The sequence below is a fragment of the Acinetobacter sp. AOR41_HL genome (genome assembly GCF_027854645.1).
GTDB classification, from domain to species: domain Bacteria; phylum Pseudomonadota; class Gammaproteobacteria; order Pseudomonadales; family Moraxellaceae; genus Acinetobacter; species Acinetobacter nosocomialis.
Genome location: NZ_JAKTHZ010000017.1, coordinates 39618 through 66548 on the forward strand (window position 1 = coordinate 39618; position 26931 = coordinate 66548).

The 26931-nt window shown below is 38.1% G+C and carries 25 protein-coding genes and 1 pseudogene; 14 read left to right on the forward strand and 12 right to left on the reverse strand.

Annotated elements, in window-relative coordinates:
* Window positions 1–116: 116 nt before the first annotated feature.
* The 3 genes from lptM to dapF are packed head-to-tail and all read left to right on the forward strand — an operon-like array spanning window position 117 to window position 2465.
* The gene (gene lptM, locus MKL35_RS04250; protein ID WP_002048546.1) at window positions 117–341 is read left to right on the forward strand and encodes an LPS translocon maturation chaperone LptM; all 225 of its coding nucleotides are present in this window, start codon (window positions 117–119) and stop codon (window positions 339–341) included.
* 22 nt (window positions 342–363) lie between these two features.
* The gene (gene lysA / locus MKL35_RS04255) at window positions 364–1614 is read left to right on the forward strand and encodes a diaminopimelate decarboxylase (protein WP_031953135.1); all 1251 of its coding nucleotides are present in this window, start codon (window positions 364–366) and stop codon (window positions 1612–1614) included.
* A gap of 5 nt (window positions 1615–1619) precedes the next feature.
* On the forward strand, window positions 1620–2465 hold the full coding sequence (dapF, locus tag MKL35_RS04260) for a diaminopimelate epimerase (RefSeq protein ID WP_032011587.1): 846 nt from the start codon (window positions 1620–1622) through the stop codon (window positions 2463–2465).
* A gap of 87 nt (window positions 2466–2552) precedes the next feature.
* On the opposite strand, the gene MKL35_RS04265 is transcribed toward dapF, so the two are convergent.
* Window positions 2553–3176, reverse strand: a complete 624-nt coding sequence (locus tag MKL35_RS04265; protein ID WP_032011586.1) for a LysE family translocator — start codon at window positions 3174–3176, stop codon at window positions 2553–2555.
* A 162-nt stretch (window positions 3177–3338) separates the two neighbouring features.
* Here MKL35_RS04265 and xerA point away from each other — a divergent pair, with 162 nt between their 5' ends.
* From xerA to gyrA, 6 genes are all read left to right on the forward strand, one after another.
* Window positions 3339–4226 carry a site-specific tyrosine recombinase/integron integrase gene (xerA, locus tag MKL35_RS04270; RefSeq protein WP_081404465.1) on the forward strand — a complete coding sequence of 296 codons (888 nt, stop codon included), beginning with the start codon at window positions 3339–3341 and terminating at the stop codon, window positions 4224–4226.
* Between the two features lie 465 nt (window positions 4227–4691).
* A complete protein-coding gene (locus MKL35_RS04275) occupies window positions 4692–5441 on the forward strand; it encodes an electron transfer flavoprotein subunit beta/FixA family protein (protein ID WP_000646180.1) in 750 nt (249 codons plus the stop codon).
* A gap of 17 nt (window positions 5442–5458) precedes the next feature.
* Window positions 5459–6391 (forward strand): electron transfer flavoprotein subunit alpha/FixB family protein, encoded by a 933-nt coding sequence (locus tag MKL35_RS04280; RefSeq protein WP_004699815.1) that lies wholly within the window; start codon window positions 5459–5461, stop codon window positions 6389–6391.
* Window positions 6392–6468: 77 nt separating this feature from the next.
* A complete protein-coding gene (locus MKL35_RS04285; RefSeq protein WP_032011584.1) occupies window positions 6469–7311 on the forward strand; it encodes a helix-turn-helix domain-containing protein in 843 nt (280 codons plus the stop codon).
* A gap of 90 nt (window positions 7312–7401) precedes the next feature.
* Window positions 7402–8361, forward strand: coding sequence for an MBL fold metallo-hydrolase (locus MKL35_RS04290; RefSeq protein WP_017393011.1), 960 nt, complete (start codon window positions 7402–7404; stop codon window positions 8359–8361).
* Window positions 8362–8756: 395 nt separating this feature from the next.
* Window positions 8757–11471: a DNA gyrase subunit A gene (gyrA, locus tag MKL35_RS04295; protein WP_002048588.1), complete on the forward strand. Its 2715-nt coding sequence runs from the start codon at window positions 8757–8759 to the stop codon at window positions 11469–11471.
* Window positions 11472–11527: 56 nt separating this feature from the next.
* On the opposite strand, the gene MKL35_RS04300 is transcribed toward gyrA, so the two are convergent.
* The 8 genes from MKL35_RS04300 to MKL35_RS04335 form a co-directional block, all read right to left on the reverse strand.
* Window positions 11528–13174, reverse strand: a complete 1647-nt coding sequence (locus tag MKL35_RS04300; RefSeq protein ID WP_032011582.1) for an ArnT family glycosyltransferase — start codon at window positions 13172–13174, stop codon at window positions 11528–11530.
* 9 nt (window positions 13175–13183) lie between these two features.
* The gene (locus MKL35_RS04305; RefSeq protein WP_032011581.1) at window positions 13184–13564 is read right to left on the reverse strand and encodes a GtrA family protein; all 381 of its coding nucleotides are present in this window, start codon (window positions 13562–13564) and stop codon (window positions 13184–13186) included.
* 1 nt (window position 13565) lies between these two features.
* The gene (locus MKL35_RS04310) at window positions 13566–14546 is read right to left on the reverse strand and encodes a glycosyltransferase family 2 protein (RefSeq protein WP_004707439.1); all 981 of its coding nucleotides are present in this window, start codon (window positions 14544–14546) and stop codon (window positions 13566–13568) included.
* Complete coding sequence (locus MKL35_RS04315) at window positions 14543–15337, reverse strand: ChbG/HpnK family deacetylase (RefSeq protein ID WP_002048545.1); 795 nt, start codon at window positions 15335–15337, stop codon at window positions 14543–14545. Before MKL35_RS04315 ends, MKL35_RS04310 begins: the two co-directional genes overlap by 4 nt.
* Window positions 15338–15593: 256 nt before the next feature.
* Window positions 15594–16685, reverse strand: coding sequence for an A1S_2622 family ABC transporter permease subunit (locus MKL35_RS04320; protein WP_004707441.1), 1092 nt, complete (start codon window positions 16683–16685; stop codon window positions 15594–15596).
* On the reverse strand, window positions 16682–17812 hold the full coding sequence (locus tag MKL35_RS04325; protein WP_146134253.1) for an ABC transporter permease: 1131 nt from the start codon (window positions 17810–17812) through the stop codon (window positions 16682–16684). The genes MKL35_RS04320 and MKL35_RS04325 overlap by 4 nt, the downstream gene beginning before the upstream one ends.
* A gap of 3 nt (window positions 17813–17815) precedes the next feature.
* The gene (locus MKL35_RS04330; protein WP_270912905.1) at window positions 17816–18934 is read right to left on the reverse strand and encodes an HlyD family secretion protein; all 1119 of its coding nucleotides are present in this window, start codon (window positions 18932–18934) and stop codon (window positions 17816–17818) included.
* 12 nt (window positions 18935–18946) lie between these two features.
* Window positions 18947–20434, reverse strand: a complete 1488-nt coding sequence (locus MKL35_RS04335) for a TolC family protein (RefSeq protein ID WP_001142040.1) — start codon at window positions 20432–20434, stop codon at window positions 18947–18949.
* A gap of 376 nt (window positions 20435–20810) precedes the next feature.
* On the opposite strand from MKL35_RS04335, the gene serC reads away from it, so the two are divergent.
* Complete coding sequence (gene serC / locus MKL35_RS04340) at window positions 20811–21890, forward strand: 3-phosphoserine/phosphohydroxythreonine transaminase (RefSeq protein WP_022575256.1); 1080 nt, start codon at window positions 20811–20813, stop codon at window positions 21888–21890.
* Window positions 21891–21948: 58 nt separating this feature from the next.
* Here the strand turns inward: serC and MKL35_RS04345 are convergent, their stop codons facing one another.
* Window positions 21949–22095, reverse strand: coding sequence for a hypothetical protein (locus MKL35_RS04345; protein WP_000691793.1), 147 nt, complete (start codon window positions 22093–22095; stop codon window positions 21949–21951).
* A gap of 33 nt (window positions 22096–22128) precedes the next feature.
* Window positions 22129–23070 carry a hypothetical protein gene (locus MKL35_RS04350; RefSeq protein ID WP_032011943.1) on the reverse strand — a complete coding sequence of 314 codons (942 nt, stop codon included), beginning with the start codon at window positions 23068–23070 and terminating at the stop codon, window positions 22129–22131.
* A 256-nt stretch (window positions 23071–23326) separates the two neighbouring features.
* Between MKL35_RS04350 and MKL35_RS04355 the strand changes: the two genes are divergently transcribed.
* Window positions 23327–23812, forward strand: coding sequence for a YaiI/YqxD family protein (locus MKL35_RS04355; protein WP_080746701.1), 486 nt, complete (start codon window positions 23327–23329; stop codon window positions 23810–23812).
* 10 nt (window positions 23813–23822) lie between these two features.
* Window positions 23823–24731: a DMT family transporter gene (locus MKL35_RS04360; protein ID WP_004707455.1), complete on the forward strand. Its 909-nt coding sequence runs from the start codon at window positions 23823–23825 to the stop codon at window positions 24729–24731.
* 29 nt (window positions 24732–24760) lie between these two features.
* Here the strand turns inward: MKL35_RS04360 and MKL35_RS19380 are convergent.
* Window positions 24761–24841, reverse strand: a pseudogene (locus MKL35_RS19380) (PilZ domain-containing protein); the annotation flags it as partial.
* A gap of 137 nt (window positions 24842–24978) precedes the next feature.
* Between MKL35_RS19380 and MKL35_RS04365 the strand changes: the two are divergent.
* Window positions 24979–26214 (forward strand): lipoprotein-releasing ABC transporter permease subunit, encoded by a 1236-nt coding sequence (locus MKL35_RS04365; protein WP_004707458.1) that lies wholly within the window; start codon window positions 24979–24981, stop codon window positions 26212–26214.
* A complete protein-coding gene (gene lolD, locus MKL35_RS04370; protein ID WP_032011941.1) occupies window positions 26207–26893 on the forward strand; it encodes a lipoprotein-releasing ABC transporter ATP-binding protein LolD in 687 nt (228 codons plus the stop codon). Before MKL35_RS04365 ends, lolD begins: the two co-directional genes overlap by 8 nt.
* The last annotated feature ends 38 nt before the right edge of the window (window positions 26894–26931 follow it).

Consider the following 26931-nt stretch of genomic DNA (forward strand, 5'->3'; position numbering starts at 1 on the left):
ACGCCAGCTGAAAAGCTGGCGTTTTTTATGCATATTGTTTTTCTATTCAAGTTTACTCTTTAGCCGCTTGCATGATCACGGTATACTGCATCGAATTGTTTAAATCAGGTGCTCAGATGCTTCGTGTCATTTGCCTCATCAGTTTATTGAGCAGCAGTATTTTGCTTACAGCTTGCGGTCAGTCAGGAGCATTACAGCTACCTTCTGATCCAAATTATGACCACCGTGCAAAATACTTGCTCTATCGTAATAAAGAATCAAAACAAGTTGTGCAAAAAGATGAAAAGGCTGAACAGCCAGTCGAGTCATCATCAGCTCCAACCCAAACAACTTCACCTTAAGCTTTGAAATAAGGACACATTCATGAGTTTCACCCGCATTAATGGAGTATTGCATGCAGAGCAATGTTCTCTAGAGCAGCTTGCGCAGCAATTTGGCACACCGTTATATGTTTATTCAAAAACAGCTTTTGAAAAACATTATTTAGATATGGACCGTGCCTTTGACTTTATTGATCATCAAATCTGTTTTGCGGTGAAGTCTAACTCAAACTTGGCTGTTCTTAGTGTCTTGGCAAAACTTGGTGCGGGTTTTGATATTGTCTCTGGTGGTGAGCTGGCTCGTGTTTTAAAAGCCGGTGGGGATGCTTCTAAAATCGTATTTTCAGGTTTAGGTAAAACTGAAGTCGATATTGAAACCTCACTCAATGTAGGCATTGCTTGTTTTAATGTTGAGTCTTATGCAGAGCTAGACCGCATTCAAAAAGTAGCTGCTCGCTTAGGTAAAAAAGCGCCTATTTCTTTGCGTGTAAATCCTGATGTCGATGCAAAAACACATCCTTATATTTCAACAGGTTTAAAAGAAAATAAATTTGGTATTCCAAGTGATGCTGTTTATGAAACCTATCAATACGCAGCTTCTTTACCTAACCTTGAAATTGTAGGTATTGACTGTCACATTGGTTCACAGCTCACTGAAACTAAACCATTTGTTGATGCTTTAGACCGTGTCATTGTGATGATTGATGAGTTGAAAAAACTAGGCATCAATCTTAAACATATCGATATCGGTGGTGGTTTAGGGGTTTGTTATAAAGATGAGACGCCACCAAGTGTTGAAGAATATGCAAACTCTATGAAACCTGCTTTAGAAAAGTTAGGTCTTAAGGTTTATATGGAGCCGGGCCGTAGCATCAGTGCAAATGCGGGCATACTTTTAACTAAAGTTGATTTGCTTAAACCAACTACACATCGTAACTTCGCTATTATTGATGCAGCAATGAATGATTTAATCCGTCCTGCTTTATATGAAGCTTGGATGGATATTCAGCCTGTTGTGCCACGTACTGATACTGAAGAAAAAGTATGGGACCTCGTTGGTGCAATTTGTGAAACAGGTGACTTTATTGGTAAAGACCGCTCACTTGCATTACAAGAAAATGACTTGTTGGCTGTACTCGGTGCAGGGGCTTATGGTTTTGTGATGAGTTCAAATTACAACACGCGTGGCCGTGCTGCAGAAGTCATGGTATCAGGTGAAAACAGCTATTTAATTCGTGAACGTGAAACGGTTGAGTCGCTTTGGGAAAAAGAACATTTATTGCCTGAGGAGTAAATGAGATGTTATTAGAATTTACCAAAATGCATGGTTTGGGCAATGATTTCATGGTGGTTGACCTAATTAGCCAAAGAGCTTATTTAGACACAGCAACCATTCAACGTTTGGCAGATCGACACTTTGGTGTTGGCTTTGACCAGCTTTTAATTGTTGAACCACCAGATGTACCAGAAGCTGACTTTAAATATCGTATTTTCAACGCAGATGGTTCTGAGGTTGAGCAATGTGGTAATGGCGTACGTTGTTTCGCTCGTTTTGTGCATGAACGTCATTTAACCAATAAAACCAACATTACGGTACAAACCAAAGCAGGTATTGTTAAGCCTGAGCTTGGGCAAAATGGTTGGGTACGCGTAAATATGGGCTACCCAAAGTTTCTACCAAATGAAATTCCATTTGTTGCGGAAGAGCCAGAAGCCTTATATAAGCTTGAGTTGGCAAATGACCAAAACATTAGTATTGACGTAGTCAACATGGGGAATCCTCATGCAGTCACTATTGTTCCAGACGTACTCACTGCTGATGTAGCAGGTATTGGTCCACAAGTTGAATCACATAAACGTTTCCCTGAGCGTGTTAATGCTGGCTTTATGCAAGTAATTGATGAAAAACATGTTCGCTTACGTGTATTTGAACGTGGTGTTGGTGAAACATTAGCTTGTGGTACAGGGGCATGTGCTGCTGCGGTAAGTGGTATGCGCCGTGGTTTGCTTGCGAACTCAGTTGAAGTTGAACTTGCTGGTGGTAAGTTGCAAATTGAATGGCAAGAAGGTGATGTGGTCTGGATGACTGGTCCAACAACCCATGTATATGATGGACGTTTGGATTTACGTTATTTCCAAGGTTAATCGCGTAGCCTAAATAGAAGCCTCTTTTCATCAGTTAAAGTGATAAAAGAGGCTTTCTTTTATATGCACAATAATTTTTTAATTTTATTATCTTTTACTTAAAGCTAATTTCAATGCGAACAGAACAAAAATACTGCCCGTAATTCGGTCCATATATTTCACAAATTTAGGTTGTTTTAAATAACGTGAAAGTGGTTGCATAGCCATAATTAATAGACTTGACCATAATACGCCAATCACGACATGAATCATCACAAGTCCCATCACCCAAGTGACAGCAGACGCTTGGGCTGGAATGAATTGCGGAAGAAATGAAATATAAAAAATGCCAACTTTGGGATTGAGTAAATTGCCAAAGAAACCCTTAACAAACCAATTCTCTGATGTAGAGCGATTTGGATTATTTTCTTGTATGTCTGCAAGTTGGCTACGTGGTTTTAAAATCATATTTAAACCCAGCCATGCTAAATAAGCGGCACCCATCCATTTCAATAGATTAAAAGCTAAGTCAGATGCCATGAGCAGAGCACCTAAACCGCATGTTACAACAATACCCCAAGCAATACAGCCAAAACTAATCCCAAGAGCTGCTTGAAATGCTTTAGATTTACCTTCAAGTGTGGCAGTGCGAATAATTAAGGTTGTATCTAAGCCGGGAGTAAGCGTAAGTAAAGTAATGGCAATTAAATAAGGAATGAGTATGGTGGTCATGGCAGCAAGGTCCAATGAATACTTGGTATAAATTGTAATATATAAGTTAGATTCATTATGCTGTGCGATATGAAATTTTCATGATCAAATAGTTTTTGGTACACTCAAAAAAATGGGCAAATAATGGAGAGCAATTTGGATTTTGCATTACAACTGCTCTCAATGTGGTTAAAAGAAAGAAAAATTCAAAACCAGTCTGAGCATACAATTACCGCTTATGAGCGAGATGTTAAAAGCTTCCTTGAGTTTTGTGACTCAAAAAAAATTGACTTAAGAAATGTTGAAGCTTCAGATTTACGTGAATATCTGGCTCAGCGTGTTGAGCAAGACCAGTTAAGCGCAAGTAGCATGCAGCGTCATCTCACTTCTATACGCCAGTTTATGAAGTGGGCTGAACAGGGCAAATACCTAGAAATTAATCCTACTGACGATTTTAAATTGAAACGTCAGCCTAGACCTTTACCGGGCATGATTGATATAGAAACGGTTAATCAAATTTTAGATCAACCTATGCCGGAAAAACCAATTGATCAGCAGCTTTGGTTAAGAGACAAAGCCATGTTGGAACTACTGTATTCAAGTGGTTTACGACTTGCTGAACTACAAGGCCTCACAATTAAAGATATCGATTTTAATCGTCATCTTGTTCGTATTACGGGTAAAGGAAATAAAACCCGTATTGTCCCGTTTGGGAAAAAGGCAAAAGAAAGTCTATTGAACTGGCTTAAAGTTTATAAAATCTGGAAAGGGCATTTTGATCAAAATGCTTTTGTTTTTATTTCACAGCGTGGTGGTGTGCTCACTCCACGACAAATTGAAAAACGAGTAAAACTTCAGGCACAACGAGCAGGTGTAAATGTCGACTTACATCCACATTTACTTCGACATTGTTTTGCTAGCCATATGTTATCAAGTAGTGGTGATTTGCGTTCAGTCCAAGAAATGTTAGGCCATAGCAACTTATCGACTACCCAAATTTATACGCATATCGATTTTGATCATTTGGCTCAAGTATATGATCAGGCCCATCCGCGAGCGACCAAGCATTAAGACATTTAAGATAAATTATCCATCAATAAGCAACTTTGATTGCATTGAATCAGATGAATGTAGAGATCATTTGTACTTTTTTACAAATTTGTTTAAAAGAAATATGTGAAATTACCCAATTGACCATTTTGAACTTTGCACATTTTGTCGGCATATATAGCCTAAAAACGATAAAATTTGACTCATTTATAAGGCGTTTATGTTTCTGACTAATAAGGTAAATAAGATAAAAAGATAATAAAAATCAATGTATAAAATAGACTTTAAATGGAATAAAATAAGTGCGAGTCAGGTGTGAAATTTTTTTTATGAACTGATGATTTCATTTTTTTTGTACTGTTCCAGAAAATTGTGACTTGACCGAAATGCCAAACACATTGCAAGATAGGGTACCTAAAAAATTTGAATTGAAGAGTTAATATACTTTTCTCAACATTTACTTTTGCTAGAACAGCCGAGGATTACATGAAGGCTCTTGTTGCTGTAAAACGTGTGGTTGATGCCAACGTTAAAGTTCGTGTTAAGCCGGACAATAGTGGGGTTGACCTTACCAACGTTAAAATGTCAATTAACCCATTTTGTGAAATCGCAGTGGAAGAAGCGGTTCGCTTAAAAGAAAAAGGAACAGTATCAGAAATCGTTGTTGTTTCTATTGGTCCTAAAGAAGCTCAAGAACAAATCCGTTCTGCAATGGCTTTGGGTGCAGACCGCGGTATTTTAGTTGAAACTACTGACGAAATTGGCGCTCTAGAAGTTGCTAAAATCTTAAAAGGTGTTGTTGATGCTGAGAAACCAGAACTTATCCTTCTTGGTAAGCAAGCAATTGATGATGACTCTAACCAAGTAGGTCAAATGCTTGGCGCATTATTAGGTGCTGGTCAAGGTACGTTTGCTTCTGAAGTGAAAGTGGATGGCGGTAAAGTACAAGTGACTCGTGAAATCGACGGTGGTTTACAAACTGTTGAACTTGCGCTTCCTGCAATTATTACAACTGACTTGCGTTTAAACGAGCCACGTTATGCTGCATTGCCTAACATTATGAAAGCTCGTAAAAAACCGCTTGATACTAAATCTCCTGCTGATTACGGTGTTACAGCTGGTACTAAGCTTAAAACTGTTAAAGTTGAAGCTCCAGCAGAACGTAAAGCTGGCGTACAAGTGAAATCTGTAGATGAGCTTGTTGAAAAATTGAAAAATGAAGCGAAAGTGATCTAATACGGAAGGATAAAATCATGAGTATTTTAGTTATCGCTGATCACAACAACCAGACACTTAACGGTGCTACTTTAAACGTTGTTGCTGCAGCTCAAAAAATCGGTGGTGATATTACTGTATTAGTTGCTGGTTCAGGCGCTCAAGCAGTTGCTGACGCTGCTGCTAAAGTTGCTGGTGTAAGCAAAGTATTACTTGCTGACAACGCTGCTTATGCAAACCAATTAGCTGAAAACGTAGCTGGCTTAGTTGCTGACTTGGCTAAAGGTTACAAATACGTTTTAGCTGCTTCTACAACGACTGGTAAGAACATTCTTCCACGTGTTGCTGCGCTTCTTGATGTAAGCATGATCACAGACATTATTTCTGTTGAATCTGCGAACACATTCAAGCGTCCAATCTACGCTGGTAACGCGATTGCAACTGTTCAATCTGACGAAGCAATCATTGTGGGTACTGTTCGTGGTACAGCATTTGATCCAGTTGCTGCGGAAGGTGGTTCGGCTGCGATTGAGACTGTTGGCGAAGTAAAAGACGCTGGCATTTCTAAATTCGTATCTGAAGAAATCGTTAAACTTGATCGTCCAGAATTAACAGCTGCTCGTATTGTTGTATCTGGTGGTCGTGGTGTAGGTTCTGGTGAGAACTACCACAAAGTACTTGATCCATTAGCTGACAAGCTTGGTGCAGCACAAGGTGCTTCACGTGCAGCAGTTGATGCAGGTTTCGTACCTAACGATTTCCAAGTTGGTCAAACTGGTAAAATCGTTGCACCTGAGCTTTACATTGCTGTAGGTATTTCTGGTGCGATTCAGCACTTGGCTGGTATGAAAGATTCTAAAGTTATTGTTGCAATCAACAAAGACGAAGAAGCGCCAATTAACAGCGTTGCTGACTACTGGTTAGTTGGTGATTTAAATGCTGTAGTACCAGAGTTGGTAAGCAAGTTGTAATTTACAGCTTAATACTTATTCGAAAAACGCCCTTGTGCTATAACTAGCCAAGGGCGTTTTTTATTTCGATCATTATTATGAATATTAACTATTCTGCTTCCATAAAAGCTCATCAATTGCATCAGTCATTGGTGAGATTGGCACGGGCAGATATGGCACGAGATTATTTATGTATTCGATCTAAAAATCAGCATGGGCTAGCCAATATTAAAGTTAACCAGTTGCACATGGGATTTATTTTATATGGGCAGCAACAATTAAATCTTCAAAAAAAACAATTCAATTTTAATGCCGGTGATCTATACATTATAAAACCCGATACGGTTATCGATGCAGTTAATTTGCCTGACCCTATAACGGGTGAATACCTCACTATTCTTGTGCCTATGTGTGATGAAGTTATTCAAGCTGCACAAATGATTTGGGCAAAGCCAGTTGTAGACAGAACCGACGCAATATTAAAGTTTTCAATTGATGATTTCGCTACCTCTTTAACCGAGTGGCAAACCGCTTTATTTAGTCATGATGTGGTGAAAGCGCGTTTATGTATTACCGCTATACTAGTACAGTTATGTCAACAGCACTTCTCAGATGTGCTAATTGTACCGCCACCTAAATTGACAAAAATCATTCACGATTGGGTAATAGAGAATCCGCAGCATCATTGGCAGTCTAGTGAGTTTGAAATGCGTTTAGGTTTGAGCAGTGCAACACTTCGTCGCAAACTTAGCCATGAAGATACAACCTTAAGAGAAACGATTACGCATGCACGTCTTACATATGCGCTTGAGTTGTTGTATTCGAAAAAGTTACCTATGAAAACGATTGCAGCAAAATCTGGATACCAGTCTGTTGCTATTTTTCGTGATCGCTTTGTAGAGCGTTATGGGATAGATCCAGCTGTTCTAGCTGCGGAATAAGTCAATTTGAGCGTTTCTTGTAGTTTATTGAGCGATTTAAATAAGTAAAAACCAATAGAGTTAAAGTATGAAAATACCAAGGACTCTATGATGAAATCATTAAAATCACTTGCGATATTATTACTGCTGAGTGCCAGTACAGTTATACATGCAGAACAAAAGCCAACCGTGCATCAGGTTGATGGTTATTTTTTACAACCAATAGGAAACCTTAAAGTAACGGCATTGTTTGATGGGGAACTGGGACTGCCTCGTAGTGATTTACTGGGTATTTCAGCTGAAAAAGCCAATCGACTGTTTGCAGAAAACTTTGTTCCTGTAGATGAGCATAATCAGATTGTCACGGATTTCTCTGCCTATCTTGTGCAAACGCCTACGCAAAATATTTTGATTGATGCAGGGACTGCAAAATGTTTTGGCCCAACTTTAGGTCATGTACGTGAAAACTTGAAGAAAGCAGGCGTACAGCCTGAACAAATAGATACGATTTTAATTACACATGCCCATCCCGATCACTTATGCGGTATTACACTCGATGGCAAAATGGCTTATCCAAATGCGAAAGTTTATCTAGCTAAAGAAGATGTAGATTTTTGGACATCGCCTGTTAATGAAGCAAAAGCCACTGATTTTTTTAAACCAATATTTAAAATGACGCGTGATGCATTACAGCCATACCAAAAGGCAGGGCAGTTAGTTGCGTTTACCAAATCCTCTTTTAATGTACCGAATGTTCAACTCATCGTGACTCATGGTCATACGGAAGGTCATTCTTCATACTTAGTAGATGGAAAAAACGGACAAAAGTTCTTAGGTCTAGGTGATGTTGTGCACTACGGTGCGGTACAGTTTCCTTATCCTGAAGCAAGCTATAAGCCCGATACTGACTCGAAACTAGCCATAGCTGTCCGTAAAGATATCTTTGAGCAAGCCTATAAAAACCATTGGTGGATAGGGGCAGCACATATCGCTTTTCCTGGCATTGGACACATTGGTAAAAGCTCAACAGGATACCAATGGATACCGGCTCAATATCGCCCTGTAAATTGATTCTTCAAAAAGTGTAATTAGCTTTAAAAATGAACTCGGAATCTTTAACTCAAATAGTGCTAAGTTGAGCTAAGACGAAAAGTTAGATTCTTTAAATACATGAAATGTGTTCTAAAAAGAGCACTTTCATGCTGTTTATATTTTGGTCGAATAATTGAGTTTTAATGAATACATTTAAAAGTAGAAACCTATAATTTTAACTTATTAATTCTAATAGAATTTTTATTGTAAAAAAATGCTATTTTCAGATCGCTAGACTCCCAGTTATCGAGCAATTTATGCTATAGTATACAGCTATATTTTTTTCGATTTTAGTTCACTTTCCGGAACTAAATTTTTTGCAAGATCAAGACATATAAACGGATAGAAATATCTATCTGTAAGAAGGAGTATGCATGAGCGTATCGGAAATCCGACCGATTGCCATTGAGGACGAACTCAAGCATTCATATTTAGATTACGCAATGAGTGTAATCGTATCTCGTGCATTGCCGGATGTGAGAGACGGTCTTAAACCTGTTCACCGTCGTGTGCTTTATGCCATGCACGAATTGGGCAATGACTATAACAAAGCCTACAAGAAATCTGCTCGTGTCGTTGGGGACGTAATCGGTAAATATCACCCGCATGGTGACTCAGCTGTTTATGAAACCATTGTTCGTATGGCTCAAGACTTTAGCTTACGTTATTTATTGGTTGATGGTCAGGGTAACTTCGGTTCGATCGATGGCGATAGCGCCGCGGCGATGCGTTATACCGAAGTCCGTATGACTAAGCTGGCACATGAGCTTCTTGCAGATTTAGAAAAAGACACAGTTGACTGGGAAGATAACTACGACGGTTCGGAACGTATTCCTGAAGTACTTCCGACACGTGTTCCAAATTTGCTAATTAACGGTGCTGCGGGTATTGCTGTAGGTATGGCTACCAACATGGCACCACACAACATGACTGAAGTTGTGAATGCATGTTTGGCTTATGCTGACAATCCGAATATCTCGATTGAAGGATTGATGGAATATATTACCGGTCCTGACTTCCCTACAGGCGGTATTATTTACGGTAAATCAGGTATTGTTGATGCCTACCGTACCGGTAAAGGTCGTCTGCACATTCGCGGTAAATACCATTTCGAAGAAGATGAAAAGACAGGCCGTACAACTATCGTCTTTACTGAAATTCCATATCAAGTAAACAAAGCAAGAGTGATTGAACGTATTGCCGAGTTAGTAAAAGAGAAAAAACTTGAAGGTATTTCAGAACTTCGTGATGAGTCTGACAAAGAAGGTATGCGTATTGCAATTGACTTGAAACGCGGTGAAAACGCAGAAGTCGTTGTAAATAACTTATTCTTAAATACCCAGCTTGAAAACTCATTCAGCATCAACATGGTTTGTCTAGACAATGGACAGCCAAAGTTGATGAATCTGAAAGATATTATTGCGGCATTTATTCGTCATCGCCAAGAAGTTGTGACACGCCGTACCATGTTCGAATTACGCAAAGCGCGTGAACGTGGTCATATCTTGGAAGGTTTGACAGTTGCCTTAGCTAATATTGATGAAATTATTGAAACCATCAAAACTTCTGCTAACCCTGCTGAAGCGCGTGAGCGTTTACTTGCTGGTGAGTGGGCAGGTGGTGGTGTTGTTTCATTACTTGAAAAAGCAGGTGCTATTTCTGTTCGTCCAGATGAAATTGAAGGTGAAGATCCAAATCGTCCATTTGGTCTAAGCGATTCAATTTACCGCTTATCTCCGACACAAGTAGGCGCAATTTTAGAATTACGTTTGCACCGTTTAACAGGTCTGGAACAAGACAAGTTACACGCAGAATATACTGAAATTTTAGGTCAAATTGCTGAACTTACAGCAATTTTAAACGACTTTAACTTGTTGATGGGCGTTATTCGTGAAGAGTTAGCACAAGTATTACAACAATATGGCGATGCACGTCGTACTGAAATTGTTGAATCTCGTGTTGATTTTTGCCGTGAAGATTTGATTCCGGAAGAGCAAGTTGTATTAACTGTTTCACAAACGGGTTATGCAAAAACTCAACCACTTTCAGACTATCAGGCACAGCGTCGCGGTGGACGTGGTAAGTCTGCAACCTCAATGAAAGATGATGACTTTATTCAACATCTGATTGTGGCATCGAATCACGCGACTGTACTTTGCTTTACCAATGTAGGTAAAGTGTACCGTCTAAAAGTATTTGAGGTTCCTCAAGCATCACGTGGGGCAAAAGGTCGTCCAATCGTGAACTTGTTACCTCTAGATGCAACAGAAACAGTAACTGCAATCTTGCCGTTAACAGAGTTCCCAGAAAACCACTATGTGTTTATGGCTACAGCTTCTGGTACGGTTAAGCGTGTTGAGTTAGAACAATTTGCAAACATTCGTTCAAATGGTCTACGTGCTATTGAGCTTAATGAAGAAGATACCTTAATTGGTGTTGCGATTACTGATGGTAATCAGCAAATCATGTTGTTCTCTAACGAAGGTAAGGCAATTCGTTTTGCTGAAACTGACGTACGTGCAATGGGTCGTACAGCTAAAGGTGTACGTGGCATGCGCGTGAGCTTTGCTAGCAGTATCCTAAGTGAAGAAGATGCAGATGTAGAAAATGATGAATCAGATGATAATGATGATTCAGCAGATTCGAATCTAGTAAGTCGTATCGTATCGCTTGTCGTTGTACCTGAAACAGGTGAAGTACTATGTGCAAGTGCCAACGGTTACGGTAAACGTACTCCTGTAAATGACTTCCCAACCAAGAAACGTGGTGGTAAGGGCGTTATTGCAATTAAAACAAGTGAACGTAACGGTGAGCTAGTTGGTGCAGTTTCTATTGATGAAACTAAAGAATTATTGTTGATTTCTGATGGTGGCACGCTTGTTCGTACACGTGCAGCAGAAGTTGCAATGACAGGCCGTAATGCTCAAGGTGTTCGTCTCATCCGTTTAAGTGAAGAAGAAACCCTCGTTGGTGTAGTTTCAATTGAAGCTGTAGAAGACGAAGAAGAACTTCTTGAAGGCGAAGTAGATACGACTGAAACTGATAGCGAAGAAGTTGTATCTAATAATGAAGATACTTCTGAAGAGTAAAACGTTTTAAAATAAAAAAAAGGAAGCCTAGGCTTCCTTTTTTATTTCTCGTCTATTTATTTTGCCGGATGGAAAATAAATACATCATAGTTTCGGTAATGTAGAGTTTTTACCGATGGGTCTTTAGTCGAAAAATTATTTGGTTGACTTACCACGATTAGATCTTGCTTTTGAGATAAAGCATCTTTGAGCTGCTGTTCGCTCCACAAATACTTTTTAAGTTGGGGCTCAAATAACAAGCCATCTTTAATTTCTAAAGAAGCACTATCGGAATGGACACTATCCCATTCATTTACAATATAGACAGGCTGTTTAAGCTTTAAAAGGAATGGCACATCATAAAAATAGTAATTGTAGAAAACTATTTTTGTAGATGGAGTAATGTACTCAGCAAAATCTGTTTGGCCAACATTATTTTTGGTATCTAAAATACGAACGGCAAAAGGAACAGAGCTACATAAAACAATTAAACTTATAAAAATATAGTTTAAATAGCTCACTTTTTCCTTTTTGTATAACCACACTAAAACCAGTGGGAGCACAATTAACAGCGCACCAATGGTATAAATAAATACAGCTTCGTGTTGGAAAAAAGGTTGATTTGCACGAATAAAACGAGGTGTAGCAGCAATACCAATTCCAAGAAGTATAATAAATACAGGAGTACCCCAAATCTGTAATTTGGTTTTATAACTGCTTTCAAGAACTTTGTTAATCACAAGTGCTAAGAAAATAGCAAGAGGTGGCACAGCAGGTAAAATATAGCCCGCTAGTTTAGATGGCGGAATAGAGAAGAAAACCGTAACAGAAATAAACCACCATACAAGCAGGGCAAATACACCTGATTGCTTATAGTCTTTAAAGATGGTCTTAATAGATTCAAATCTACTCGCAAAAAACCATGGTAAGCAGCTGACAAATAAAATAAGCAGATAGAAACACCATGGTTGTTTATTATTAAATTCTTTTGAACTAAATCGACTAAATTGTTGGTCAATAAAGAAGTAATGTAAAAATTGAGGGTATTTACTTTGTACTGCATAGAGCCATGGACTAATGATGAGCAAAAATAGCAAGATCGCCAATGGATTAAGAAGCGAAGGTATTTTCTTCCATTGTTTTGTGTAGAGTATCCACGGCAACAGGATCATACCTGGAATGAGAACCCCAATGAGACCTTTACTTAGAAAAGCAGCTGCACCTGCGATGTAACCTAAAAATAAAATAGGTTTACGTGCAGAAATGGTGAAATCAGCAAAGCATAAAACACTAATCGTAATCCATGAGGCTACTAGTAAATCATGGTTAATATATTGACTACTGCCAAAAAAAAGCAGGTTGGTCGCTAAAATGATAACCGTAAGCTGTGCTACGCCTTCCGAAATATGCTTTTTTACAAATAAGAATAGTCCCACTAACATGAGGGTACCAGCTAAAATTGGTACTAACCGTAACACCCATACATGTACGCCAAAAAGCTCCATAAAAATAGAACTTAACCAGTGTAGTAGAGGGGGTTTATGCATGAATGGCAAACCATCGATTCGTGGAGTTAACCAATCTCCAGACTCGACCATAGCTCGGCTAATATCTCCATAGCGTCCTTCATCAGGTACAGATAGAGGTCTTATCCAAGAAAGAAGAAGTAACCAACACGGTAAAAAAAATAATAAAAATTTGGAATTACGAAGCCATTGCTGCATACACAATCCTTAATGTTGAAATGCAAAAAAACGGTTAAGCAAGAAAGTCATGACAGAAGTCAGAACAATTGCAATACACACTAAGGTTGAAACAGGGACATTAAAATAGAGGTTCGAGAGTAGAAGAAAACTTTCATTAAATAAAAAACCTAAGCCTGCAACCAATGTGAATTTTGGTAGAGTCTGACGATGATCAAGATGCTGTGCTTTAAAAGTAAAAATACGATGCCCGAAATAGCTCACCCAATAGGCAACTAAAAATGCGAGTAAATTGGCGTATTGCAGTGCAACATGCTTCTTAAACAGAAGCATGGCCACACTGTAGTGAGTAAGTGCTGCTGCGGCTCCAGTAGTAGCAAACCGCGTGAGCTGAAGAATATGAGCAAACATGTTAGAAACTAGAGAAAGTATTTTCCGGCTTTGTGATAGATTTTTCTTGTTTAATACGAGAATGTTCGGATGCAACAATATATTTTGGTCTATTTTTTACTTCAGCGTAAATACGACTAATATATTCACCAACAATACCTAGGAATAACAACTGTATACCGCCAAGTAAAGTCATACCTGCTGCAAGTGTTGCCCAACCTGGGACAGAAATTCCTTCTATCAACGTTTTAATGATGATCCATACGCCGTAGCCCATAGCACCTAAAGCCAGAATTGCACCTAAATAGATACAGATGCGTAAAGGTAAATCTGAAAAACCAGTTAAACCTGACATAGCCAAGTTAAATAGAGATTTTACGTTAAAACTAGAACGGCCGTGCTGACGTTCCTGTTCAGAAAAATTAACGCCTATACTTTTAAAACCAACCCAAGCATATAGACCTTTCATATAGCGATTTTTTTCTGGCAATTGTTTAATTGCTTCAACAACTTTTGCGTCTAATAGACGAAAGTCTCCAGCACTTTCTGGAATATCGATCGGTGAGCTTAAGTTTAATATACGATAGTAACCTTGAGTTAAAACACGTTTAAGCCAAGATTCAGTGGAGCGATTACGAATGCCATACACCATGTCATAACCATTTTTCCAAAGGTTGATCATGGTTGGAATTGCTTCAAATGGGTGTTGAAAATCCGCATCAATTAGTAAAGTAACTTCGCCTGTCACATGATCTAAACCAGCACTTAAAGCTGCTTCTTTACCAAAGTTGCGTGAAAGTTCAAGCACAACTAATGGATAGTCATCAATCATTGTTTGCAAAATTGGAATAGTATCGTCCTTACTTCCATCATCGACCACAATAATTTCAAAGCTAAGATTTTGCTGTTTTAGACTATTTGCTAAAGCAGGAATAAAAGTTTTTAAATTTTCTGCTTCGTTATAGGCTGGAACAACGCAGGATAAAAATGGTTTTGTGTTCATTGCATTGCCCCTAGTCTAGTGAGCTGGATACCATATTGCTGACAATCAATTTGAAACTGATCCGAACTAAAATATTCATATTCTTGTATTCGGGCGTGCTGAATCGGATCTTGATCATTTGATTCTGCAAGTGCTGGATGGCACATTATCAGTAAATGGTCTTTTGCATGTGCAAGCCAGTATTGATTGAGTTCGCCATAATCAGTTTGCTTAAAATCATAAATACCAGCAAATTGGTCATTCTGATTAAATTGATATGTTTGACATGCTTTTGCCAAAGAGTTAGAACCAAGTGCAGAGAGCACACGAGTCTTAAAACGATAGTGAGGTAAATCAATCGGATGCTGTAAATTTCGAATCCAGCCCGTAAATTTCTTCTCTTTTAACAATTGCAGCAAAATATCGCGTATAAACGGAAATTGATGAATATGTTGATGTCCATCAATAAAGTCTGGCTGTTTTCCCATGACTGAAACAAATAAGTCCCATTGCTCTTCAATACATTTCGTAATTAATTCACGATTCAGGCTTGAAGACCATGCACGTAAAATAAGCATAGGTAAGGAAAAAACAGTATTACCTGAAGCGAATTGATGGGTAAGATTTAAATGCAAACCGATATCAATTTGATCGCTAAAAGGTTTTAATTTGGCAGCAGCAGTTTCCCACAATTCAGATTGGGTCATACATGAGGTTGCCTGTAGGGCACCTTGTTCAATGAGTTGAATAATTGCGTCTGATATTTCTGCATTCATTGCAAAGTCATCTGCGCAATAACACACTTTTGCCATATCCAGATTCCGTCATAGGCAGGATTACAGAATACTCTGCGTAGCTGCTGAAAAACTATACTAATTACTATGGAGAAAATTTCTTAATTTCAACTTAAAGTTTTCTTAAGGTTTCATGACAATTGATACAAATTAATACTTTGAATTTATTTGTTTTTTTAGATTTTTTTGGTCAATTATTTAAGAAATAAGCTTTAACTATAAGATTTTATAGTAAATAAAAATATAATTTATACACATTTATGAGTCATTAAATTTATTTGGAATTTTTTAAACGTGAATGAGCAATAATTAAAAAAATGATTCCAATTGTTGCTAGAAAAATCAATTTAGGAATCACAACATTTAAAGGAACACCCATTTGATTAAGCTGTACAAACATTTGTACACCGTGTGTAGAAGGTAAGCACCAAGCAAACCATTCTAGCCATTCAGGCATGGCATGGTGGGGCCATGCGGTACCAGTTAATAAGAAAAGAGGAACTGAACTAAATACGATAATATGTCCGGCACGTTCAGGCATATCTAAAAGTGAACCAACTAACATGCCTAATCCAATCACACAACTAATAAAAATAGGAACCGCGACGAGTAAACCAATAAAGTTTCCACCATGTGGGTAGTCGTTGAACCACAAGGTAAAACCAAAAAGATAAAAGCTGCTTAAACAACCAATAGTAAACAGGCTGGCAAAAATTCCAGCAAAGCGAATGGAGGTAATTTTTTCATGCTGTTCGCGGTAGCTTGCAATCAGCATGGCTAAACCTAATACAATCGTTTGGTGAATAATGAGTGTTGCAACTGCTGGAAAAATATAGCTTCCATAACCTGAAAGGGGGTTAAATAAAGGAACCTGATGAATAGAAAGGGCTGGTTGGAAATGTGTACGCTCTCCAAATTTTTCAACATATTCTTTTAATGTAGCTTCAATAGAGGTAGCAAGACCTAACCCAATTTCTTTAGTTTTTAAGAAGTTGGTTGTACTTAAGTACAAGCCAATTCCACCAGTTTCTCCGCGGCGTAGGCTCTGTGTTAAGTTGTTGGGTAAAAGCAAAATACCATCTGCTTTTTGCTCGCGAACCATTTGCTCAGCTTGGAGAAAATTAGCAGTCACATTAACAATTTTAACGTGCGGACTATTGCTTGCTTGTCCAATAATTTGAGAGCTTAAAAGACTCTGTTCTTCATCAACCACGACAATTGGAATTGATTCGGCACGTTCAGCTTTATAAGCAGTTGGATAAAAAAAGCTATAAAGAATGACTGATAAAATCAGTGTCGTGAAAACCGAACTGTTACCAACAATATCTTTAAACGTTTGGGCATAAGCCTTTAAGAACTCTTTCATTGCGCTGCCCCCCGAACTAGTTTTTTAAGCAGCAAGGAACTCAAAATAAAATAAATAAGGCAGTAGCCAATCAGTATTAAAAAAGGCGTCATTGAAATAAAAAGTGGACTTCCAATCACCCATTGTTCGGTTTGGAGCTTTGCATAAGGTGTATATGGAATAATTAAAGACCAAAATTTAGTGAAAATCGGTGCGTTATTTAAAGGTAGGGTAACCCCTGCAAAACTTAAAGAAGACCCGCCGTATACTGCAATAAAACCAAAAGTTTTACTTAAATTTTTGGTAGCTAAAATAACAGTACTACTAATGAGTGCATAAGAAAAATAAAGCAAAAACTGGGCAGCTAATAAAAGACTAAGAGAACCTGCGACAAACCAACCGCGAATCTCAACGAGCCAAAACATCCATAACCAAGTCCAGAGACAAAAAATAAAGCTATAAAGTAAATTTTTAGCCAATAAGCCGCGAATAAAATTTTCACGGTTAACCCACTGGGTTAATGTGCCGTGTTTAAGCTCTTGACCAATAGCAAAAGCCACACAACAACAGAGTAATAGATGCAAAACAGCAGGAACCATGAAAGGTTCTAAATAAAATTCATAGCTCATGCTTGGATTATAGAGTGTTGAAATTTTGACGTGTGCTGTAGGGACATCTAAATAAGGAATATTATTTGCAAGATAACTCTGGCCTGCATAGTCTGCTAAAGCATTGAGTGTACTGACTAGCATTGCTGAGGAAATCGTATTTCCTACGCTAAAAAATGACTGATTAAAAGCAATACTGATTTGTGCGTCTTGAGCTTTTACAAAACGTTTTTCAGCGCCGTCAGGAATAAAAACATAGCCCCAAATTTTGGTTTCATTGAGTAGTTTTTCAGCTTCGGTCGAGCTTGCAGTAATTGTTTTAACATCTACCGTATGATTTAACGAAAGATACTTTTCAATATTGCGGCTCAGCTCACTTTGATCCTGATCAATAATCGCGATAGGTAAATGTTCAGCCTTACCTGCATAAAACATGCTGCTAAACAAAAAAATGATAAAAGCAGGGATAAGTGTCACCATACACAAATCCCATTTATTGCTTCTTAGATAGTTTAGTTCACGTAATATACTGGCAAACATGCTTTATTTTTCTTCTTTAATTTTAAATAGAACACTCATGCCAACTTTTAAATCTTTGACAGGACGCTCAGGTACCAAATGCAATTTAAAGCTACGGATATCATAACCGCCGGTTTGACGTGTGGTTTTAATGGTGGCAAATTCACCTTCGGCATCAATATTTTTCACTTTAAACATTACGGTTTGGTTCAGCGCAGGAATGAATCCCTCTAGCGTTTTGTTTTTATAAACAGAAGCGTACTGATTTTCACCGACATTTAAACTCACCCACAAATCATCATCTTCTAAAATGCTGACAACCGGTACACCCATCGCAACGAGTTCAGAAGGTTTGCCATAAGTTTTTGAAACTGTACCTGAAATAGGAGCGAGTAGGCGGGTTTCTGCCTCAAGTGCTTGAGCTTCGCTGACTGCTGCTTTGGCAATATCAACTTGTGCATCTGCCGTAGATTTCTGCTGACTGGTACTTCCGCGCTTTGCTCGTGCATATTGTTGATAAGCTGCTTCACTTAACTCTTGAGCAGAGGTCTGTGCAGCTAACATCTCATCTCGTCTTTGACGAGAAATAACACCTTGTCTATATAAATTTTCACCACGTTGATAAGTGGTTTTTGCAAGGTTCGCTTGAGCTTTCATACTTTGCCAGTTGGCATAAAGTGTATCAATATTTTCCTGTTGCGAACCACGGTCTACAGTAGACTGAAAAGCTAAAGCTGATTGTAGTGTAGCTAAAGCTTGCTGCTTTTTAGCTTCAATTTCTGGGCTGACTAAACGAACCAGAGGTTGTCCTTTAGAAACTTTTTGGCCTTCTTGCACATAAATTTCTACAATACGACTTGGAACTTTAGTACTGACGTGAATCGTTTCAGCCTCAACTCTGCCTTGTAACTCAATAGGCTTAGGTTGATAACTTTTCCATAAACCGAAAATGATTAGCCCTAATAGAGCAATAATGACCAGCGCAATAATTAGTTTAATTTTTGAACTTTTAGGCGGTTGAGAACTTTTACTCGTTTTTACTTCTTGCGTATTGTCGGTTTGAGTGTTCTGCTGATTTTGGTTAATGTCTGCCGTATCCGCAACAGGAGAATTTTGTTCTGAATGAGCTGAGTCTTGATTCATGTTATGCCCCCATTAGCGGATATAGTCGGTGTGTGGTTGAGTCACATAAGCTTTAAACTGGTCCATAGAACCATGGCTTTGCAATAGCGTTGCGAGCGACATGACATATTTATAAGCATTTAAAGCCATTTCTGTTTTTAAAGCACTTAACGCATTTTGCGCGTCAATGACTTGTGTGGCTGTTCCCATACCTTCACGGAAAGAAAGCTCCTGAATACGTAAGTTTTCTTGAGCTGCATTGATATTTCTTTGAAGTAAGGTATGACTTTGCTGCGCTGAATTGAGCTCGTTATAAGACTTATTCAATAAAGCTTCAATCTCTTGTTTAGTTCGTTCAGTCATGAGTTCTGAGGCATAACGTTTTAACTCGGCAGCATGAATATTCTTATTTTTATCTACGCCAGAAAACAGATTGTATTTTGCCATGACACCTACAATCCAGTTTTCATTTTCATCGAGTGAATATTCACCAAAAGCAAAGAGGCTTGGCTTTTTAGCTGCTTGTTGAGCCTGAATATTCGCATTAGCCAATTGGGTGTCTAACTGCATTTTTTGCACAAGGCTTGATTTTTGAGCGTAACTACTTAGCAGTGCTTCTAAAGATTGGCTACGAACTGTATTTACAAAAAGAGGAGTACTCAAATCAGGATTACTTTGCTGATGAAGAAGATTGTTTAAACTGAATTGACTGGCATTCAGATTTGCTTGAGCATTTTGTAAAGTTCGTTCGGCATTGTTACGGGCAACTTCAAATTGCATGCGTTGTCCTTTACTAATAAAACCTTGCTGTTCGAGCTTTAGTGCATTGCTGTAATGTTTTTGCATTGCATTAAAGTTAAATAAGCTACTTGCGACCAGTTGTTGTTGTAATTGCACATTAAAGTAACTTTGTACGACTTCGAAGCGCTGTATATCTTGTTGTTGTTGGCTTGAAAGCTCGGAACGTTGAGCTTGAATATTAGCTATTTTCTTTGCACTAGTCGTCAAGCCTCCTGTATAGATTGGCATCACAACTGAAATAGATGGGCGAACCACTTGATCTTCTACAGTCAAATTAGCGTAGTTAGGAAAACGATTGATTCCATCATGGATGATTTGGTTTGAACCTTCTTGAACTTGTCCTAAAACATCTGATGGAATGACATTGTTCCACTGAGACAATTTGTCGTTTAATCCTTGGCTTAAATCATTCTCAAGTTTTTGCTTAAAACCACTAAGTGGCACATCTGTTTCACTATGAAACGCGTATGCTCTAACGTTTAAATCAACTCTGGGTAAGCCTAAACCTTTTACTGCTTCGGCTTCTAATTGAGAGGCTTGTTGTAAAGCTTGGTTGGCTTGAGTGCTATACGAGCTTTTTAAAGCTTGTTGTTCTGCTTCAGCATAACTTAAGCTTTGTGCATAAATAGGCGTTGCAATAAATACTCCCAATACCAACGCAAGGTAATTGGGTTTAAAGAAAAAAGGGCGGATTGACTGTCGATACTGATGTGTTGGCATTTTATATAACAATTTTTGATCATCCCTTATAGTTTAAATTTCTTGTTATTAAATTCAATTATCATATTGTTTATTATACAATTGTATAAAAGCACAAAATGATTTTGAGTTTATTTTGCTTGACGGAAAATCATACAGCAAACTTTATATATTCCTCACAGTATGGGGAACTCGATTAACAAGTCAAGTTGAACTTTATCTAATAAAACTTATAAAAAAATAAGTGAAAGCAAAGAAATAAATAAAATAGTTATTGAAAAAATAAACCTAAATACGCCCTAGCATTGAAATATTTACTAGAGAAGCTGCTGCAAGCTTAAGCAATCTGTGGTTAAATGCCTTTTTTTATTGTGTTTCACTTTACAAGGGAAAAATCATGCGCGCGTACAATTTCTGTGCTGGTCCTGCTGCATTACCTACTGCCGTTTTAGAAAAAGCTCAAAAAGAGTTGTTGGATTGGCAAGGTAAAGGTCTATCCATCATGGAAATGAGTCACCGTAGTGCTGACTATGTTGCCGTAGCTGAAAAAGCTGAAGCAGATTTGCGTAAGCTTATGAATATTCCTGAAAACTATAAAGTACTGTTTTTACAAGGCGGCGCGTCATTACAATTTTCAGCAATTCCTTTAAACCTGCTTGGTAAAAATAACAAAGCAGATTATATCCATACAGGAATTTGGTCTGAAAAAGCGTTAAAAGAGGCAAAACGCTATGGAGATATTAATACTGTAGAAGCAGGTATTAAAGTAGATGGTAAGTTCGCCATCTCTGATCAAAGCGAATGGAACTTGTCTGATGATGCAGCATATGTTCATTATGCAGATAATGAAACAATTGGCGGATTACAGTTTGCAGGTATTCCTGATGTTAAAGCGCCACTTGTATGCGACTATTCATCAAGTATTTTATCAGCTCCATTAGATGTGACCAAGTTTGGTTTAATTTATGCCGGCGCACAAAAAAATATTGGTCCTGCTGGTTTAACAATCGTTATTGTTCGTGATGATTTACTTGACCAAGCTAAGCCAGAAATTCCAAGCATTTTAAAATATGGTGACCAAGCGAAAAATGGTTCTATGGTAAATACTCCTTCAACTTATGCTTGGTACTTGTCAGGTTTAGTATTTGAATGGTTATTAGAGCAGGGTGGGGTAGAGGCTATCCATAAAGTGAACCTTGAAAAAGCTCAGTTACTCTATGGTTATATCGATTCAAGCGATTTCTATAATAACCCAATTGCTATTCCAAACCGTTCAATTATGAATGTACCATTCACTTTGGCAGATGAAGCTTTAGAAAAGCAATTCTTGAAAGAAGCTGAAGAAAATCATTTATTAAACTTGGCAGGCCACCGTTCAGTTGGGGGTATGCGTGCAAGTATTTATAACGCTGTGCCATTAGAAGGCGTGCAAGCACTTATTCGCTTTATGGATGATTTTGCTAAACGTAATGGTTAAGTAAATCAAATAAATAAAGCCCTCAAAAAGAGGGCTTTATTTTTATATAATTTATTAATTAAAAAGGCATAAAACCAAATTGATGTATCATCATCGCAGCTAAGAACATACCTAAAATGAAAAAGCAAAACGCACCAGTATCGACCCTTATACGTGGGTTACTAGTTTGAATGAGGCTGGTGGTTTGTTCAGGTATAATCTTCATTCAAAAGCCTAATTTTTAAAATATTAGTGAAATTCAATTAGTTTCACTATTTTTAGCATAAATATTCGCCTGAATCCAGATATTACCGCGAATATATTCACCAATATTAAAGTTTTTGTACAAATCATTTTGGGTCGCGATGCGCACTAATATGGCAGGGAGATTGTCTTCTAAAACTAAAGTGACATCGTAAAGGGTATATTCTGCACCCATAAATGTCATTGAAGTTTTACCGACAATATTACCTTGGAACCATGCTTCGTCTTCTTGACCAAGATTTTCCCCATATAAATATGCAACCATTTTTGAAAAATCAACCGTTACAGGCTCTTGATCTTCCTCAGTTTTTGGTTGCCATTCATTAATGAGTTCTTGTAGATTTTCAGGTGCAATTCCATTATGTTCAGTTAAAATTGCATTTAGTGCACGGTGATGCTTAATTGATGCCGGATCGTCTACAACAATTGTTTCACCAGCAGGGACTGATTCTAATTCATAAGCCCATGCATTAAATTGAACTTGGTAAGTTTGGGTTTTGTCATATTGACAACGATTAACACTAAATAAATTATCAAATGCATAAACAGTCGTATTTTTATTTAATCTTAAACTTAATACTGCCTGAGTTGCTGAGTCACAAGTAATGATGCGCTCAATTTGCGCATTATATTGATAAGGACTTTCAAAACTAGGAAATGCTGTTTTTAGAGCACGAGGCTTTTGATTTTCAACTGCAATAATTTGGTTAATGGTGACATTTTGCCCTTGAGGACCTTGAATCAGCCAAAAAGATTGATCCATTTCATCTTCACTTTGGCATAAACCCATTGGCATTACAGGAGCATCAAGCGCCAGTCCAAGCCATTTTGGTACATCTGTCTCTGGATGGGCGGTCAGTAGATTCCAATGCTCGCCATGACTACCAAAATTTTGGTCGTTTACCGTAATAACTTCTGGACTGTTTTGATTTTTCATAAGTACGATTGATGTTGGGTTTATCTCACTTGTTATATTAAATCGAGGGTAATTGCTATTTTTCAAGTCAACATATGTAAATTCTCTTGCAAAAGCACATATTTACTTATTAAAAAGCCTTTCAATAGGCAAAACACGTGCTTTTAAGAGTGAATATAGTCGACTGTTAAGAGATTGTTAAAATTAAATTTAGAAAACAAGTTTTATATTTAGCGCTATTCTCTAATGAAATGCATCTGTTAGACTTATATTTTTAGTGGAAATAGAGAATAACGTGCTGCCATTTAAGTTATGGGTAGACGCAGATGCATTACCTAAAATTCTGCGTGAAGTCATTTTGCGAGCTTCAGATCGTTATCAGTTAGAAGTGATTTTTGTAGCCAATCAAAATGTCGGCATTACACCATCGGTACGCATTAAATCAATACAGGTTTTAAGTGGGGCTGATCAAGCCGATCAGGAAATCGTAAATCGCATGTCGGAAAATGACATTGTCATTACACAAGATATTCCGCTTGCTGCTCAAGTTATTGAAAAAGGTGGTATCGCGATTCATCCACGTGGTGAGATTTATACCACTGCAAATGTTAAGGCACGGTTGCACTTACGTGATTTTATGGACACGCTGCGCGGTGCAGGAGTCCAGACAGGTGGTCCTCCTCCAATTTCAGAACGTGATAAGCGTGAATTTTCCAGTGCACTCGACCAAACAATTTTAAAGCAAAAACGTAAAACTGCTTAGTGAGCTTCTTATGCCATCCCAGACCAACTTGGCTTCAACTTATGTCTTGCTTGTATTTATTTGGGCAACGACACCTTTAGCCATTGTATGGAGCGTGTCTGACTTACATGTCATGTGGGCCTTACTATTACGTTTTTATATTGCTTTACCTCTTTCGGTTATTGTTTTACTTATTCTAAAAACTTCTTTTCCCACTCATAAGCAAGCTCTCCATAGTTATTTTGCAGGGTCTTTTAGTTTAATTGGCTCTCAAATTTTTACTTATGCTGCAACTCAATATTTAAGTTCAGGCATGATCGCACTCATGTTTGGTCTGGCGCCTATCATGGCTGGATTAATTGGCCGTTTTGCTTTTGGTCAGCATCTTTATAAATTGCAGTGGCTTGGTATGGCGATTGCCGTTTGTGGTCTAGCAATCATTTGTTTGAATGGATCTGGTCAGCACGTGCATCCATTTGGCATTGTTTTAATGTTGATCAGTGTTTTTGTTTATTCATTTTCTATTTTTTGGGTAAAAAAAGTGAATGCCCAAATTCAACCTATGGCTCAGGCAACAGGTTCAATCTTGGTCTCATCGCTTTTGGCGAGCTGTCTTATTCCATTTATTTGGCAATATGCTCCGACCCATTTGCCACAAGCTAAATCCTTATTTGCTCTAATTTATACAGTTCTTATGGCTTCACTCGTTGCTATGTTCTGTTATTTCAAACTTGTACAAAATATCAAAGCAACTACTTTATCGCTTACAACCGTTATTACGCCTATGTTAGCTATGATGATTGGTGCTGTTTTAAACCATGAACATCTTTCAATGATGGTTTTTGTGGGGGCATTTATTATCTTGTTTGGTCTATTCCTGTATTTCTATAAAGACATTCAAGCAAACCGTAATTTTGCCCAACATATTAAATCTAAATAGGAGAAGATGAGGGTAATTTGTTGAGCTTATTCATTAAATTGTTCTAATTCGTAGCTAAATGCATGATCAAATTGATCTCATATCTTAAGTAGTAGAAAATAGCGCAGCAATATAATATTAGGATTGTTAAGGGTAGGTCAGAACTTACTGATTTTTAAACCTTAATACAGCATCTAACGATATGGCTAAATAAGAAGTGTGGATCGCACTTCTCTATTTTCCATCAATGACCTTGGATTTAGAAGGTATGTTTAAACCAATCTCACTGTATATAGGGTTGAGATATACTCGCGCACGACGCAGTAATCATTTTATTTCTTTTATTGCATTGGTTTCGATGGTCGGTTTGACACTTGGTGTCGCTGTACTGATCACGGTACTTTCTGTAATGAACGGTTTTGACCGCGAATTGAAAAATCGTGTTTTGGGAATGGTACCGCAAGCGACAGTTTCTTCAACGCAAATTCTTACGGATTGGCCTGAGCTGATTAAACGAGTTGAAAATCATCCCCATGTGACTGGAGTTGCACCTTTTACTCAATTACAAGGTATGTTAACTGCTCAAGGGCAAGTGGCTGGTATCATGGTGACGGGTATTGATCCGAAATATGAAAAGAATGTATCTATCATTCAAAATCATATTGTTGCCGGTAGCCTCGACTCACTTAAAAAGGGTGAGTTCGGTATTGTGCTTGGTAAAGACATGGCCGATTCACTTGGTTTACGTCTAAATGACAGTGTGACATTAGTATTACCAGAAGCAACGCCATCTCCAGCAGGTGTTGTGCCTCGTTTTAAGCGCTTTAAAGTGGTGGGTATTTTCAGCGTAGGTGCTGAAGTGGACTCAATGGTTGGATACATTGCTTTATATGATGCATCGACTTTATTGCGTTTACCTGATGGTGCTCAAGGCGTCCGTTTAAAAATGGATGATATTTTTGCAGCACCTCAAGTTGCCGATGATATTGTGAAAAACTTGCCAAGCAATTTCTACGCAACGAACTGGACTTATACACACGGTAATTTGTTTAATGCCATTCAAATGGAAAAAACATTAGTTGGTTTATTACTTGTACTGATTATTGTGGTTGCTGCATTTAACATTGTTTCGTCTTTGGTCATGGTGGTAACTGACAAAAAATCGGACATTGCAATTTTACGTACTTTAGGTGCGTCACCATCCATGATTACTAAAATCTTTATGGTGCAAGGTACCGTGATTGGTGTGATTGGTACAGTTGCGGGCACGGTTTTAGGTGTAATTTTGGCACTTACGATCAGTGATATTATTTCTTGGTTTAATAATGTTCTTGGACTTAATTTGTTCGATGCCTATTTTGTACATTACTTACCTTCGTACTTAAGATGGCAAGACGTGACAATTATCGTGATTGTTTCTTTACTCTTAAGTTTCTTGGCAACTATTTATCCGGCGCTTCGTGCAGCCAAAGTTCAACCTGCCGAGGCATTGCGTTATGAGTAAAGTCGTTTTAGAAGCAAAAGATATTTATAAGCATTTTGATGATGGTAAATCTAAGGTTGAAGTCATTAAAGGTCTTTCTTTACAAGTTGAAGCAGGGCAGTTTGTATCTATTGTTGGTGCAAGTGGTTCAGGTAAAAGTACTTTGTTACATGTACTCGGTGGCTTAGATCAACCAACCCAAGGCCAAGTCTTTTTAAATGGTCAGCGCTTTGATAACTTGGGTGAAGCAGAACGTGGTTTTCAACGTAATCAGTATTTAGGTTTCGTTTATCAGTTTCACCATTTATTGCCTGAATTTAGTGCGCTTGAAAATGTGGCAATGCCTTTGATGCTTCGAGCGGACAGTCAATATAAGTCGGTTAAGGCTCAGGCTGAATATTTGTTAGATCGAGTTGGGTTATCTCATCGTATGGACCATAAACCAGGTGAACTTTCTGGTGGTGAACGTCAACGTGTGGCTCTTGCTCGATCATTGGTGACTAAGCCTGCGGTCGTTTTAGCTGATGAACCAACTGGTAATTTGGACCGTAAAACAGCAGTAGGTATTTTCCAATTACTTACTGACTTGAAGAAAGAACTAAACATGGCGATGCTCATTGTGACCCATGATGAGCAATTAGCTCAGGCAGCAGATTCTATCTTGCATATGGAAGATGGTTTGTGGGTAAGCGGTTCTTAAAAAATTGTCATTAAATCACATTGTTAAAGCCCACTGAG